14 protein-coding genes are annotated in these 14,856 nt (G+C 59.2%); 11 read left to right on the top strand and 3 right to left on the bottom strand.

Annotated features, from left to right (window positions below):
* The first annotated feature begins 2 nt into the window (after window positions 1–2).
* Window positions 3–1,331: a DUF1329 domain-containing protein gene (locus EDB94_RS08260; protein WP_049784508.1), complete on the top strand. Its 1,329-nt coding sequence runs from the start codon at window positions 3–5 to the stop codon at window positions 1,329–1,331.
* A 75-nt stretch (window positions 1,332–1,406) separates the two neighbouring features.
* Window positions 1,407–2,003 (top strand): antibiotic biosynthesis monooxygenase, encoded by a 597-nt coding sequence (locus EDB94_RS08265; protein WP_108018062.1) that lies wholly within the window; start codon window positions 1,407–1,409, stop codon window positions 2,001–2,003.
* Between the two features lie 83 nt (window positions 2,004–2,086).
* Here EDB94_RS08265 and EDB94_RS08270 read toward each other — a convergent pair whose 3' ends face one another.
* Window positions 2,087–3,199: an S-(hydroxymethyl)glutathione dehydrogenase/class III alcohol dehydrogenase gene (locus EDB94_RS08270; RefSeq protein WP_053113753.1), complete on the bottom strand. Its 1,113-nt coding sequence runs from the start codon at window positions 3,197–3,199 to the stop codon at window positions 2,087–2,089.
* A gap of 168 nt (window positions 3,200–3,367) precedes the next feature.
* Here EDB94_RS08270 and EDB94_RS08275 point away from each other — a divergent pair, with 168 nt between their 5' ends.
* From EDB94_RS08275 to EDB94_RS08315, 9 genes are all read left to right on the top strand, one after another.
* A complete protein-coding gene (locus tag EDB94_RS08275; protein ID WP_108018063.1) occupies window positions 3,368–4,690 on the top strand; it encodes a DASH family cryptochrome in 1,323 nt (440 codons plus the stop codon).
* A 16-nt stretch (window positions 4,691–4,706) separates the two neighbouring features.
* Window positions 4,707–5,213 carry a DUF6231 family protein gene (locus tag EDB94_RS08280; protein WP_108018064.1) on the top strand — a complete coding sequence of 169 codons (507 nt, stop codon included), beginning with the start codon at window positions 4,707–4,709 and terminating at the stop codon, window positions 5,211–5,213.
* Window positions 5,204–6,865: an NAD(P)/FAD-dependent oxidoreductase gene (locus EDB94_RS08285; RefSeq protein WP_108018065.1), complete on the top strand. Its 1,662-nt coding sequence runs from the start codon at window positions 5,204–5,206 to the stop codon at window positions 6,863–6,865. The genes EDB94_RS08280 and EDB94_RS08285 overlap by 10 nt, the downstream gene beginning before the upstream one ends.
* A gap of 6 nt (window positions 6,866–6,871) precedes the next feature.
* A complete protein-coding gene (locus EDB94_RS08290) occupies window positions 6,872–7,465 on the top strand; it encodes a tRNA-uridine aminocarboxypropyltransferase (RefSeq protein ID WP_260312539.1) in 594 nt (197 codons plus the stop codon).
* Window positions 7,466–7,535: 70 nt separating this feature from the next.
* Window positions 7,536–7,793 (top strand): TIGR03643 family protein, encoded by a 258-nt coding sequence (locus tag EDB94_RS08295; protein ID WP_108018067.1) that lies wholly within the window; start codon window positions 7,536–7,538, stop codon window positions 7,791–7,793.
* A gap of 78 nt (window positions 7,794–7,871) precedes the next feature.
* Window positions 7,872–8,291, top strand: coding sequence for a YkvA family protein (locus EDB94_RS08300; RefSeq protein WP_053113743.1), 420 nt, complete (start codon window positions 7,872–7,874; stop codon window positions 8,289–8,291).
* 68 nt (window positions 8,292–8,359) lie between these two features.
* Window positions 8,360–9,130, top strand: coding sequence for a flagellar motor protein PomA (gene pomA, locus EDB94_RS08305; protein ID WP_062783172.1), 771 nt, complete (start codon window positions 8,360–8,362; stop codon window positions 9,128–9,130).
* Window positions 9,131–9,132: 2 nt separating this feature from the next.
* On the top strand, window positions 9,133–10,056 hold the full coding sequence (locus tag EDB94_RS08310) for a flagellar motor protein MotB (protein WP_108018068.1): 924 nt from the start codon (window positions 9,133–9,135) through the stop codon (window positions 10,054–10,056).
* Window positions 10,057–10,278: 222 nt separating this feature from the next.
* Window positions 10,279–11,487 carry an ammonium transporter gene (locus EDB94_RS08315; RefSeq protein ID WP_108018069.1) on the top strand — a complete coding sequence of 403 codons (1,209 nt, stop codon included), beginning with the start codon at window positions 10,279–10,281 and terminating at the stop codon, window positions 11,485–11,487.
* 18 nt (window positions 11,488–11,505) lie between these two features.
* Here EDB94_RS08315 and EDB94_RS08320 read toward each other — a convergent pair whose 3' ends face one another.
* The gene (locus EDB94_RS08320; protein WP_108018070.1) at window positions 11,506–12,585 is read right to left on the bottom strand and encodes a lipocalin-like domain-containing protein; all 1,080 of its coding nucleotides are present in this window, start codon (window positions 12,583–12,585) and stop codon (window positions 11,506–11,508) included.
* A complete protein-coding gene (locus EDB94_RS08325; protein ID WP_108018071.1) occupies window positions 12,582–14,852 on the bottom strand; it encodes an FtsX-like permease family protein in 2,271 nt (756 codons plus the stop codon). Before EDB94_RS08325 ends, EDB94_RS08320 begins: the two co-directional genes overlap by 4 nt.
* Window positions 14,853–14,856: the final 4 nt, after the last annotated feature.

Raw genomic sequence — 14,856 nt, forward strand, 5'->3', positions numbered from 1 at the left:
AAATGACTACGACAAAGAACAAATCCGTTTTTAGATGGCTGATGGCTGGCTGCACGGCAGGCCTGATGTCGACAGCGCTAATGGCCGATGAAGCAGTTATTACCAACTCCTTCTATCCCTACAACACAGAGACACCGAGCTTTGATGGACTAAAAGCCGGAATGGTCATTGACCAGAGCAACGTTGCCCAGTTCAAGGACGCCATCGATCCCGCATTCTACGGTTTTATCGAGCAGGGCATGACCACCATCACCGTAGGCGAGACCACCTCCTTTGATCTGCACCCGAACTATGTCGAAGCTACACGGGTTTCGCTGGGACAGGTGTCTCTTGGAAACGAGGTGGGCGAGATCAGTGGCTGGAGTGCGGGCCGCCCCTTCCCCGAAGAACCTGACGCCAACGATCCACGAGCCGGCGAGAAGCTGGCCTGGAACTACAAGTATGGCTACAACTGGGGCGACAGCGCGGCTATCTACCCGTTCTACTGGAAATACCGGGACATGGACTCTGGCAAGGTGGAACGCACTATCAAGTTCAACTTCCACTTCCTGAACTATAAAGGCCGGGTCATCCAGGAACCGACGCCGGAAATCACGCCGAACCCGTCTGACCTGTTCCGGGCGATTTATGTGCAGGTACTGGACCCGGCTGATGTCCGCAACACCCAGCTCCTGATCCATCGTGCAGCGGACGATCTGAAGCGGGACAACTCCTGGTTGTACCTGGGCTTCCAGCGTCGGGTCCGTCGTCTGGCAACTGGCCAGGTCACCGACGCGTTCCTCGGCTCTGATCTGATGATCGAGGACTTTGAGGGCTATAACGGCCGGATTTCAGACATGAACTGGACCTACAAAGGCACTCGCTACATGCTGATGCCCTTCTACAACCACAATGATCTGACGCTGGATGCCGAAACCCACAGCGACAGTGATGGTTATCAGGTTGTGTCCTTCAGTGGCCAGGGTGGCTGTTTCCCGGATATCACCTGGCAGCTGCGCAAGGTCTACGAAGTTGAATCCGTTCCTGTGGACGAGAGCCACCCGCTCTCAAAGCGTGTTCATTTCATGGACGCACAAACCTTCACCATTCCCCGAACCGTTTCCTACGACCGCAAGGGTAGCCTCTGGAAGACCTTTACCATTGGCCAGGCACACCCCGATCACCACCTGCCGAAAAACAAGGGCAGCGGTGTGTCCATTGACGACAGCTTCAGCATGATTGATGTCCAGGCCAGCCACTGCACCACCGGCCAGTTCAAGGGACAGGTTGATCCGGAACTGTCGCCGCCCCAGATGTTCAACGTTCAACACCTCCGGGCAACCGGAAGCTGATCCACGGATCTTTGTTGCTTCTCCATTGGGCCCGCTTCTGCGGGCCCCTTTTTTGGATCATTGAGGATATTGAACATGATGGATAGCCAATCAACTGCCAGCGAACAAGGTTCAACAGATCCCCTGACAGTTGTCGTCTCTCGGCGGGTCAAAAAAGGCAATCAGGAAGAGTTCGAGGCTCTGAGCAGCAAAATGACCGAACGAGCATCCCGTTTTCCGGGATATCTCGGTACTGCCATGTTCCGGCCGGCGTCACCCGACGATCCCGAATACCGCATCGTGTTCAAGTTCCGAGACCGGGAATCCCTTGCTGCATGGGAAGCTTCCAATGAGAGAGCGGAGCTGCTGGAGCAGATAGAAAGTTTGCTGGTTCAACCCAGTGAACGGGAAGTGACTTCGGGAATCGTTACCTGGTTCACTTTGCCGGGTCAAAATCCGGTGACGCCACCACCCAAATGGAAGATGACCCTTGTCAGTTGGCTGGCACTCTATCCGGCTGTCACGCTCGTCTTCGTAATGTTCGGAGACTGGTTGGCACAGATACCGCTTTTTGTACGAACACTGCTGGTCACCGCGGTGGTGATGCTGATGATGAGTTATGTGCTCATGCCGAGGATGACTCGCTGGTTCGCATTCTGGTTGTTTCCCAAGAAAGGCGACTCATCCCGATGAGCAAACGACCTCTTGAACCACATCGGCCAGCAATGGGCATGGAGCAGGCCAAACAGGCCTGGCCTGCTCACGACTGCATCAGGTTAGAAATGAATAACCGTCCGGATACTCTTACCCTCATGCATCAGGTCAAACGCCTTGTTGATGTCTTCCAACGGCATTTCATGGGTAATGAACACATCCAGCGGGATCTCACCCTTTTCGGCTTTTTCCACATAGCCCGGCAGCTCGGTACGACCTTTCACACCGCCAAAGGCTGAACCACGCCAGACCCGACCGGTCACCAGCTGGAACGGACGGGTGCTGATTTCCTCGCCGGCACCGGCAACACCGATGATAGTGGATTCACCCCAGCCTTTGTGGCAGGCCTCAAGCGCTGCGCGCATCAGTTTCACGTTGCCTACGCATTCGAAGGTGTAGTCGGCGCCGCCGTCGGTCATGTCGACAATCACTTCCTGAATCGGCTTGTCGTAGTCGTTGGGATTAACCACATCGGTGGCACCCAGCTGTTTGGCGATGTCGAATTTGCCCGGATTGATGTCGACGCCGATAATCCGGCCCGCCTTGGCCATCTTGGCTCCGATGATCGCCGCCAGGCCGATGCCACCCAGACCGAAGATGGCCACGGTAGCGCCTTCCTCAACCTTGGCAGTGTTCAGTACCGCGCCGATGCCAGTGGTGACGCCGCAGCCAAGCAGGCACACCTTGTCCAGGGGCGCTTCCTTGGGAATCTTGGCCAGGGAGATTTCCGGCAGTACCGTGTATTCGGAAAACGTGGAGCAGCCCATGTAATGATAGAGTGGCTGACCGTTATAGGAGAAACGGGAGGTACCGTCGGGCATCACGCCCTTGCCCTGGGTCGCACGCACGGCACCACACAGATTGGTCTTGCCAGAGGTGCAGAACTTGCACTCGCCGCATTCGGCCGTGTAAAGCGGAATCACGTGGTCACCCACTTCCAGGTTTTTGACGCCGGGTCCGACCGCCTCGACAATACCGCCACCTTCGTGGCCCAGAATGGTCGGGAACAGGCCTTCAGGGTCAGCACCAGACAGGGTGTAGGCGTCGGTATGACAAACACCGGTGGCAACGATGCGCACCAGAACCTCGCCCTCCTGGGGCGGCGCCACATCGACTTCGACAATTTCTAGCGGCTTGTTGGCCTCAAAAGCCACCGCTGCACGGGATTTAATCACTGTCGGACTCCTGTTGAATTCGGATCTGTGTTTTGGATTTCACGCCACGATGTGCCGGCTGTTCGTTCATTCTAGACGAAGTGCGCAACCAGATGGGCGGCGAAATCTTTTTCGGAACTGGCTCGTATCTTCTCACAGCTGACAGATACCGAGAGAGGAGCTCTTACGTTGCGCACGCTTTACTGGTTTACGCGGGATCTTCGCCTGCACGACAACGCTTCGTTGCTGGCGGCCTCGAAGTCCGACATGCTGCTCTGCCTCTATGTGGTCGATCCGCGCTGGTTTGCGCCCGGTCCCCTGCAGAGCAAGGCCATGGGGGATCATCGGTGGCGCTTTCTTTGGCAGAGCCTGATGGCGTTGGAACGCAGCCTTCGACCACTGGGCCAGCGGCTCCACATCGCCTTTGGTGAGCCGGAAACGGTCATTCCGCAACTTGCGCACGCCCACAGCATTGAACGGGTTGTCCGCTCCCGGCTTCCGGGCACCCAGGAGGCCGGTCAGTGGCAAGCCATCAAGGACAGGCTGCCCAAGGCAGTATTCCAGCAATTCGAGACTCTGAGCCTGTTCACCGAGGGTTCCCTGCCGATGGCGCTCGGGGAGTTGCCGGATACCTTCTCCCAGTTCCGCAAGCAAGTTGAGAAAACCGGAGATCGCTGTTCAGAGCGCTTGCGAATCCGCACCCTGACGGCCCTGCCGCCACCGCCGGGATTCCCGGAGGACAATCGCGGCGACTGCCCGCCGATACCGGAACCGGTGCATCCGTTACAGTTTATGGGCGGTGAAGCCGCCGGCCTGACGCGGCTGCAGGAATTCCTCTATGGCAACCACAGCATTGACCGCTACAAGGAAACCCGGAACGCCCTGGACACCTGGGATGCCTCCTCCAAGTTCTCACCCTGGCTGGCCAACGGCTGTCTCTCGGTCCAGGAAGTAGCAGAAACCATCACCGAATACGAAGCCAGCGAGACTAAAAACGAATCCACCTACTGGCTCTGGTTCGAGCTCCTCTGGCGCGAATACTTCTACTGGTACGCCCTGAAACATGGCGCCAACCTGTTCCGCCGGGACGGCGTCCAGCGCAAACGCCGGCATGGCACCTTCTACGGCCATCGTTTCAAGGCCTGGTGCCAGGGCAACACCGAATATCCGATCGTGAACGCCGCCATGAACCAGCTGCGGGAAACCGGTTACATGAGCAACCGGGCCAGACAACTGGTCGCCAGTTGCTTCATCAACGAACTCGGGTTGGACTGGCGCTACGGAGCGGCATGGTTTGAGGAGCAGTTGATCGACTATGATGTAGGGAGCAACTACGGCAACTGGCAGTACCTGGCTGGCGTAGGGGCGGACCCGAGAGGCCTGCGGCAGTTCAACCTCGAAAAACAGACGCAGCAGTACGATCCCACCGGCACCTTTATTGACCGCTGGGGCGGGCATGCGGATCAGCCCGTAGGCTTACACACAGTGGATGCGGCAGACTGGCCCCTGTAGTAAAAGGCGAATCGCCATGGCGGAAATAACGGACAACAGCAACTCGGATGTAGCACGGGAGACACTGGCCCGCATCATCGAAACCAGCTCACCGGCAACCCTGCTGAGTTGCGGCAGCCTCGCAACCGAAATGTCGCGGATGTGGCAGAAGCACCAGGATGGTGTCGATGTTCGAACTCTCGACACCATCGACCCCAACGCCAGGCTGCACATCGACCGGGTTGCCGATCTGGCGCTGATAACCGGCACCCTGGAACACCTGCCTCATGATGAAGGCGCCTTGCTGCTAGGCCAGCTAAGAAACTATGGCACCCATCAGATCGCGGTGCTGGTTGGCGAAGCGCCAGGCTGGGCCTTTACGGATTTCATCGGCCTTGGCTTCCGTCGCCATGCCGAACTGGAAAATGATAACGGCGCACTCACGCTGTACACCTACAATCTGGATACTTACAACCACAAACGGGCCTGGAACAATCCAGAGAACTGGGCCAATCCGGAAATGTGGGGCAAGGCATGGTGGTAAAAAGCACTGAAGTGAACAGTCCGTCTTCTCAGAAACTGAAGCCCAGTACGATCAGGATCGGTACCCGTTACCGGGCCAATCGCCTGAAAGGCCCCTACGACGCCATCGTAATTGGCTCCGGCATCGGCGGCCTGACCACCGCAGCCTGCCTGGCCAAGGCGGGCAAGAAAGTCCTCGTGCTTGAGCAGCATTACACGGCCGGCGGCTACACCCACAGTTACGCTCGCAACGGCTACGAATGGGACGTAGGCGTCCATTACATCGGCGACATGGGCTCTCCCCACACCCTGGGCCGCAGGCTGTTCGATTACATAACCGACGGCAAGCTGGAATGGGCCCCCATGGACGAGAACTACGACCGCTTCTTCCTGGGCGAAAAGGTCGTGAATCTGCGCGCCGGCAAGGAAGGGCTGCGTCTCTCCCTGCTCGATGCCTTTCCCGATGAACAAGAAGCCATCGACCAGTATGTAAAGCTGCTTGGCAAGGTGGCAGACGGCATGCAGTGGTACACACTCTCCAAGCTCGCCCCCGGCATATTGAGCCCGGTTATCAACAAAGGGCTGGATGTTGCCCTGCCTGACTGTTTCAACAAGACCACCTGGGAAGTGCTGAGCGAGCTCACCGACAATCACGAACTGATAGGCGCTATCACCGGCCAATGGGGCGACTGCGGCGTCACGCCGATGCAATCCAGCTTTATGGTCCATGCGCTGATTGCCAAACATTACCTCTACGGTGGCTTTTACCCCGTCGGCGGCGCGTCGGAAATTGCCAAAACCATTATCCCTGTTATCCAGCAGCCCGGCGGTGAAGTCTTTACCTACGCCGACGTCACCGACATCCTGGTGGAGAAAGGCAGGGCAACCGGCGTTCGGATGGCCGATGGCGAGGAAATCCGGGCACCGCTGGTCATCAGCAACGCCGGAGTTATCAACACTTTCGAAAAACTGCTGCCCGCGGAGTCCGCGGAGAAGATCGGCTACAAAAGCAAACGCCAGCACATCATTCCCTCCATGCCCCACATCGGCCTCTACATTGGCCTGAAGGGCACACCGGAGGCACTGGGCCTGCCGCGGACCAATTTCTGGATCTATCCCAGCGCGGACCACGATGGCAACGTGCAACAGTTTCTGGATGACCCGGACAACACCGAGTTCCCGGTGGTCTACATCTCCTTTCCGGCAGCCAAGGATCCGGATTACCAGAACCGCTGGCCAGGCACCTCCACCATCGAGATCGTCGCCCCGACGACCTGGGAGATGTTCGAGCCCTGGCAGGACACCATCTGGGGCAAGCGGGGCGAAGACTATGAGGCCCTGAAGCAGAAAATCACCGACCAGTTGCTGGAAGTGATGTACGAGAAACTGCCCCAGCTGCGCGGAAAAGTGGATTACGTGGAAACCTCAACGCCGCTTTCCACCGCCTGGTTCTGCCGTTACGGCCGGGGCGAGCTCTACGGCCTTGACCACAACCCCGAGCGCTTCGAACAGGAGTGGCTGAAACCCAAGACCGACATCCCCGGGCTCTACCTTACCGGCCAGGATATCCTCACCTGCGGTGTCGTGGGCGCAATGATCGGTGGACTGGTCAGCACCCTGGCCATTCAGGGCTGGCGCGGGGCCGGTCTGGCGAAGCGAATTTTCGTGGGGTAACAGGGGTTGCCCAGACCGATTTGCGCCGATTGCGGCATGCATCCGAATATCTGTGTTTGCGAAGCGTGTGCCCCCGTGCGAAACCGCACGGGGGTGACGATACTGCAGCACCCGACCGAGGTCGGCCATGCCAAGGGTACCGTTCGTATCCTCACCCGGTGCCTCGCAAATCTCAGGCTCTTCACAGGCGAAATGCCGGGCGATTTCCATCAGGCCGGGTTTGATTCCGTCGCCGGCAGTCATCACCCGGCCCTGCTGTTTCCGGGGCCCGGCAGTGAGGCGCTCGAAACCTCAGACGTACGCCAGTTCGATCACTGGATCATTGTCGACGGCACCTGGCGCAAGGCCGCCAAAATCCTTCACCAGAACCCGGAACTCTCTGCATTGCCGCGTTTCCATTTCGCCAGTCCGCCGGCCTCCGCCTACGCCATCCGAAAGGCGCCCGGAGAACACCGCCTGGCTACGGCAGAGGCCGTTGCCTATCTGCTCAATGTGCTTGAGCCAGAGCTGGATACCCGGCCAATCGCCCACGCCATGCGCACACTGGTCGACAAACAGCTGGCCCAGATCCCGGCCCGGCTGCACAGGCACTACCAATAGACCAGGCGGGTGAGACGACTGGCCAGCTCAAACGTACTCTGGGAACACGTAAGTCAAACAGAGAAACCCCATGTCAGAGCAGTTTGAACCGGCGGAGCTCTCCCGCATCATCGAGATGGCGTGGGAGGACCGCACACCCTTCGAGGCCATCGAAGCCCTCTATGGCCTTCGCGAAAAAGATGTTATTCGCCTGATGCGTCGTGAGCTCAAGCCCAGTAGCTTCCGGCTATGGCGCAAGCGGGTAACCGGGCGCAACACCAAACATCGCCAGCTACGACCTGAGGGTGTAGACCGCGGCTATTGTCCGACCCAGTACAAGCACCGATAAACGCCTTGTCATTGGCATTGACGGCGAAGCTGCGCGATCATGAGCACTCAGGCATCAAGCAAGTGAGGAACCCTCTCGATGGCATTGTTCAACCAGAAAAACGCCCGGAAACAGCTGGACGCCGAAGCGGGCAAGGTGCATCGGGCGGATCTGGAAACGCTGCTCGACCGCCAGCGCAGCATTGAAGAGAAAGTGAAAGAAAGCGGCAAACTGTCTCGCTTCAGTGCCGACATCAAGCTGATGTTTTCGATGATCCGCGATTACTGGTACGGCAATTACCGGAGCGTTCCGTGGAAAACGATCGCGGCGGTGGCCGGTGCGCTGATCTATGTGATGAACCCCCTCGATGTCATTCCCGACCTGATTTTCGGCTTCGGTCTGGTGGACGACGCCGGCGTTGTTGCGCTGTGCCTGAAGCTGGTGGAGTCCGATATTCACCGCTATGCTGCCTGGAAAGAACAGCAGGAAGAACTGGAAAGAACCCATCAGACGAATTGATTAAATTCTGATCTGAAGGTAATCTCACACCCCTTCTCAGCCTTGCTCAAACCAAATCTGGAGATACCGTGGATTTCGCCACTCTTATCGGTCTTGTTGGCGCTAGTTTACTCATTGCTTCGGCAGTTATTCTTGGCACCTCTCCGTTGGTATTTATCAATCCCGCATCCCTGCTGATCGTTGTCGGCGGTACCCTGCTGGTTGTTCTCGCCAAGTTCAGCTTTGCCCAGTTCCTGGGTGCCTTCAAAGCTGCTGCCCGCGCCTTCAAGTTCAAGTTGCCGGAAACCCAGGCGAGCATTGAGGAGCTGGTGGATATTGCCAATGTGGCCCGTAAAGAAGGGGTTCTGGGGCTGGAAGACAGAGAGATCAGCAGCCCGTTCCTTGGCCAGGGTATCCAGATGCTGGTGGACGGGCAGGACGGGAAAACCATCAAGGAGCTTCTGAACAAGGAGCGCCTGATGACTCTCGACCACAACCGCTCCGGCGCCAAGGTCTTCACGGCCATGGCGGACGTGGCGCCGGCCATGGGCATGATCGGCACGCTGATAGGTCTGGTTCAGATGCTGTCGAACATGGAAGACCCGAAATCCATCGGCCCGGCCATGGCCGTTGCCCTGCTGACCACGCTTTATGGCGCCATGATTGCCACCATGATTGCCACCCCGATTGCCGACAAGCTCTCTCTGCGCATGACCGAGGAAGCGCGCATGCAGTCGCTTTATATTGATGCCCTGGTTGCCATCCAGGAGGGTACCAACCCGCGCATCATCGAGCAGATGCTCTCCAGCTACCTGCCGCCCAAGGAACGTGAAAAAGTGGCTGAACCGGAAGGCGCGTAATCATGGACGAGTTGCCAGAAGAGGAAAAACCGGGAATTCCCGCCTGGGTTGTCACCTTCGCCGATCTCATGTCCCTGCTGATGTGCTTCTTTGTTCTGCTGCTGTCCTTTTCAGAGATCGACGCCCAGAAGTTCAAGCAGATTGCCGGTGAACTCTCCAAAGCCTTTGGCGTCCAGCGGGATGTGCCGGCTCTGGAGATCCCGAAGGGTACCAGCCCCATTTTTGACAAGTTTTCCCCGGCGCCGCCAGAGCCCACCGTGGTCAACGAAGTCAAACAGACCACCACGGACGAAGCGCCGGAGCTCCAGACCCTGAAAAGCCCCACCGACATGGCCGTTGAAGCCGCCATGGAGGAACAGTTGCAGGAAACCATGGACGATATCCTGAAAGTCCTGGAGCCGGCGATCGCGGATGGGCGCATCAATGTGAGCGAGGATCAGCGGCGAATCGTGATTCGGGTTGAGGAAAAAGGTTCTTTCCCTTCCGGCTCGGCTCAGCTGACCTGGGAATTCGAGGGCCTGCTGCTGGATATGGCGGAGGTGATTGAAGGCATTCCCGGTGACCTGACGATCGAGGGGCACACCGACAACGTGCCTATCCGGACCGACCGTTTTTACAGTAACTGGGACCTCTCCGCCGCCCGTTCAGCCGCCGTTGCCAACGTTCTGGTTGCCCGGGACCAGGTGGAACCCACCCGTCTGTCCGTCACCGGTCTGGCGGATACCGAGCCGCGGGTACCCAATACCTCTGCAGAGAACCGCGCCAAGAACCGGCGCGTGGAAATCATCATTGATCTCTCCGGCCCGATGCAGGAACAGGAAGTACGCCTTCGGGAACTGATCCAGTCCGAATCGGATGATGCCGAATCCAGCCTCGGGATCGAATCCGAATCCGACAGCTCGACACCAAACGAAATCAGTTGGTAAGCGCACTCTATTTTGGTGCGCTACACGCTAAAACGCACAGCATTAGTGCACTATTAGAGTTAAAATAGTACCTCACATTTCTGAAAGCCCCCTCAACTGCCCTTCAGCTCTTGATATGCCTTGTTTTGGAACAGCTCTTGCTTCAGCTGCACCTCAACAATGCACAAGCCAACGTAAACGGTCCGATAGAGGCCGGACACACAACATCAGGAGCGAAAACCCGTGGACATCACGAGTGCAGTACATACCCTGACCGAAAGCGCCAACACGCTGTTCATCCTTATCGGCGCCATTATGGTGCTGGCCATGCATGCCGGCTTTGCCTTCCTGGAAGTGGGCACGGTTCGCCACAAGAACCAGGTCAATGCCCTCGTCAAGATCATGACCGACTTCGGCATCTCCGCCGTGGCCTACTTCTTTATCGGCTATTACATCGCCTACGGCAGCCATTTCATGAGCGGCGCCGCCGAGCTCACTGCTGCCAACGGCTATGATCTGGTGAAGTTTTTCTTCCTGATGACGTTCGCCGCGGCCATTCCCGCCATCGTGTCCGGCGGTATTGCCGAACGCGCCAAGTTCTACCCGATGCTGATTGCCTCAGGCCTGATTGTTGCCTTTATCTATCCCTTCTTTGAGGGGCTGATCTGGAACGGCAACTATGGTTTCCAGGGCTGGTTGGAGAACCAGTTTGGTGCATCCTTCCACGACTTTGCCGGCTCCGTTGTAGTGCACGCGGTGGGCGGCTGGATCGCCCTGGCGGCCGTACTGGTTCTGGGTGCACGAAATGGGCGCTACCGCAACGGCAAGGTGGTGGCCTTTGCTCCCTCCAACATACCCTTCCTCGCCCTGGGCGCCTGGATTCTGACCGTCGGCTGGTTTGGCTTCAACGTCATGTCGGCCCAGACCCTGGACGGCATCAGCGGCCTGGTGGCCGTGAACAGCCTGATGGCCATGGTCGGCGGCATCCTCGTCTCCATGCTGCTGGGCCGCAAGGACCCGGGCTTTATCCACAACGGCCCGCTAGCGGGACTGGTGGCGGTATGTGCCGGCTCTGACCTGATGCATCCGGTAGGCGCTCTCGTGACTGGCGGCGTAGCAGGCGCCATCTTCGTATACCTGTTTGAATGGGCGCAAGCCAAGATCGAACGGCTGGACGATGTTCTGGGTGTCTGGCCTCTGCACGGTGTCTGTGGTGTCTGGGGCGCGATTGCCTGCGGCATTTTCGGCCAGGAAGCGCTGGGAGGCCTTGGCGGCGTCAGCCTGATGTCGCAGATCATCGGCTCAGTAGCCGGCGTGGTTGTGGCCTTTGTCGGCGGCCTGATTGTCTATGGCGCAATCAACGCCATCTCCGGCCTGCGCCTGACCGAAGAGGAAGAATTCAACGGAGCGGACCTGAGCATCCACCGGATTGGGGCGACCGCGGTCGAGTAACACCGGTTACGGTGCAGTTCACTCGCCGTATCCGGTCAGCTCCATGTAGCCCACGCCACCATGGCTGCCGGATACCGACACCGGGCTCTCCCAGTACGGGTAGAGCCCGGTGTTTCGATAGTCCCCCGCTGGCGCAGCCACCTCCAGGTTCAGGCCAAAGTCTGGCACTTCCAGACGCCATGCACGGGGATAGCCGTCGCCCTGGGTTAATGGCCTAAGGCTGAGCTGATCGGCGCCAAGGGCGATGGGCTCGCCATCAGCCGGAATCCAGGTTCCGGCACGAAAGCCACCGTCTTCTTCCCTGAGCTGGAAAGCCATCAGTTTGTCGCCCGACTCCAGGTGCAGCGCAAACCAGTCCCAGCCCTGCTGGCCGGATTTCAGAAACTGGCTGCTCCACTCCCGGTCAAACCAACCCTTCCCACTGACGTCCAACGTCTGATCGCCCAGGGTGACCCTGCCGTCGATCTGAAGGTCCACCAGACTGAAATACATGGAACCCTCGCCATCGGCGGATTTGGCGCTGAAACCCTGATCGCCGTGAGCTACCGGCTTTCCGGTGATGCTCAGGGTCAAATCGTAGGACCAGCCATCCGCCGCGACCTGCAACCGCCATGAACCATGCGCGGGTTCAGCCTCAAGCTGCCAGTCGTCCAGCCACACGGCGATCGGCTCCGCCCTCGCTCCGGCGTGGCCAACGTCGCCCCGGGCCAGCTTCTCTGCGAAGTAGTGCCGGGTATCAAAGCTTACTGCCGCGTGAGCCATCCAGGCGGCTTCCAAAGGCCAGTTATTTGCATCCGGAGGCTCAGCGTCTGCCGGCCTCGGCTCGATTGCCTGGCGGAACTGGGTCCATTGCAGGCCAAGGGGCTCGCCATCCTGAGTCTTCAAATTGGCGGTCAGGTACCACCATTCGATCCTGTGCTGCGGGTGGGGGCCATAATCCTCGGGAAACGACAGCCGCTCTCCCGGGCCAGGCTGCAGAAAGGGCACACCGGATTCGTTATCCGCGATGCCGGCCAGTCCGGCAAAGCCTGACTCTTGCTGTGGCTCCAAACAGCCGGCCAGAACCACGGCGAACCAGAGGAAGATCCAGCGCCTCATCGCTCACCTCCTGCCAGGGCATTGGCGTTTACGGGTGCGACCGTCGGCGATTTCAACTGGCGGCTCATCAGTAAGGCGATGCTGAGACCGATCAGCATGCTGAGCACACCAAGCTCCAGCCAGAACCCCGGATAGACGGCCATGGGCAGGGACCAGCCAAACGCGATGGGATTGATCCGATGCACCAGCACCCAGGTCAACCAGACACCCAATGGCAGGGCCAGCAGGGCAATGGCACCGGTCAACGACGTTGACAACCGGACCAGTTGGGCCGACGCCTGCCTTCGTGACAGCCCCCACACCACAAGCAGCTGGAAATACCAGGCACGGGTCGAGAAAAAGACCCAGCCCATCATCAGAAGGGCGATAGCCGCCAGTATCAGGGTCAGGGTGGTCATGGCCCGGGTCAGCAAAAAGGTCTGGTCGAAAATGGCAGAGGCGAGCTCTTCAATCGCCCGGTTGTCCCGGACCGTCAACGCCTCGACCTGCCATACCCCTTTTAATCCATCGGTCACTGCATCAATGGAGAGATTGCCCGGCGAAACTGACAGGCTCTGGAAGCCGGTTTCGAACTCCGCCGGAAGAACCGACGGATGAATCAGGATCTCGCCGGCTGGACGGCCATAGTCCGGGTAAATGGCCAGTACCGGAAGTTCGAAGGACTGGCTTCCGAAAAGTACCGTCAGTGTCTGGCCGACCGCTATATCCTGCCGGCGCGCCAGCTGTTCATTCACCATCACGCCCTGGCCCTGTTGCAGTCGCTGCCAGGGCTGCGGCGCTGATTCAAACAACTCCCAACCGGTCACCAGTGGGCCAACGGGACCGATGGCAAAGACGTCTACCCTGGTTTCTTCCTCATCCTCGCCGCCCGGCAGGGTTGCCCGGCCACGAATGACCCGGTGCCACAGCCCGGAAGCAGAGAGCCCCGGCTGTTCAGCGAGCCAGTCGAGAGCCAGGGCAGCATCTGCTGATTCCGGGACTTCGACGTAATAGTCCGCTTCCAGTCTCTGCGCCAGCCACCGGTCAAACGTGCTCTCAAAAGTCGTAACCAGTGCCTGCACCGCAAGGACCATCGCCATTGCGAACTGCAGGGCTACCAATGGCAAGGCCAGGCGACGAGCCAGCACGGCAAGCTCCCGATGGCGCCAGCGTGCCTGCAGATCCCTGTCGTTGCCGGACCGCCAGTCTGCAAGCGAGGCAATCAGCCTGGGCGCGAGAATTCCCGCCGCCACGAATACCATGGCCACGGCAATGAAAAGCCAGAGCAGATCGATGACCCAAACCGTCAAGGCGAGGCCTGCGATCAGCACCAACAACACCAGGCCTCCGTATCGGCGGTTGCCTCCCACAAGCCCCCGGAAAATTGGCCGGAGGAAATCCGCCAGACAAGCAACCAGAATCACGGCCATCATGGTGACAAGCGGCACCAGCCAGCTCCCGCCCTGGCCTGCGTATAACGGCTGATCGAAGAGCCCCTCAAGCGCCTGCCCGAAGCCGCTGCCCAGACCAGCCGCCAACCAGCGGCCAAGCCAGATTCCGGGCAGGACACAAACCGCAGCCAGCAAGAGAATCTCGACAACCAGCAGGCGGTTCACCCGGCCCTGGGGAACGCCAAACCGATGCAACAGGGCAAAGCTGTCGCGCCGTTGGGCCAGGCCGAGCAGGTAAACACTTCGCACCAGCAAAGCGGTAATGAGGAGAACCAGGACCCCCAGGGCATCCAGATTCAACAGGAAACTGTCACCCAGTTCACCGGTAGCCGGGCCAACGCTGAACGGCACCAGCTGATAGCCGGGTGGTAGATCGCCCTTGCTGTGGTCATCAGATACCAGCAGCGACAATTCGCTGCCCTGCTCACGGGCCAGCTCCGCCGCTTCACTGATATCCACAAAAGGCCGGCCATCCAGCTCCCCGTCCCAGGGCGACTCCTGCCCGCCGGGGGCCTGGAAGCAGCCCGCTGCCAGAGGGTCGACACCCACGACTCGACCGCCTTCCGGCCCGGAGACCTCCAGCCAGGGCATGACACAAAGCCCGGCTCGACGCAGCTCCACGAAGTCGTCCACAGTTACGGGGCTACCATCTGTGCGAGCCACCTGCTGGCGCTCGGCCACCGCCGACTCGCTCTGGTCGAGACTCGCGCGGGCCTGGCTGGTGAGATGGTGGACGCCCGTCCAGAGCATAGTGGCAAGCACGATCATGGCGGCCAGGGCCAGCAACTGGAGAGGGTGGCGACGGTAGTGGCTGAACAGGGCGGCCGGAAGAGTCATCGCG

It is taken from the genome of Marinobacter sp. 3-2 (assembly GCF_003751355.1).
Taxonomy (GTDB): domain Bacteria; phylum Pseudomonadota; class Gammaproteobacteria; order Pseudomonadales; family Oleiphilaceae; genus Marinobacter; species Marinobacter adhaerens.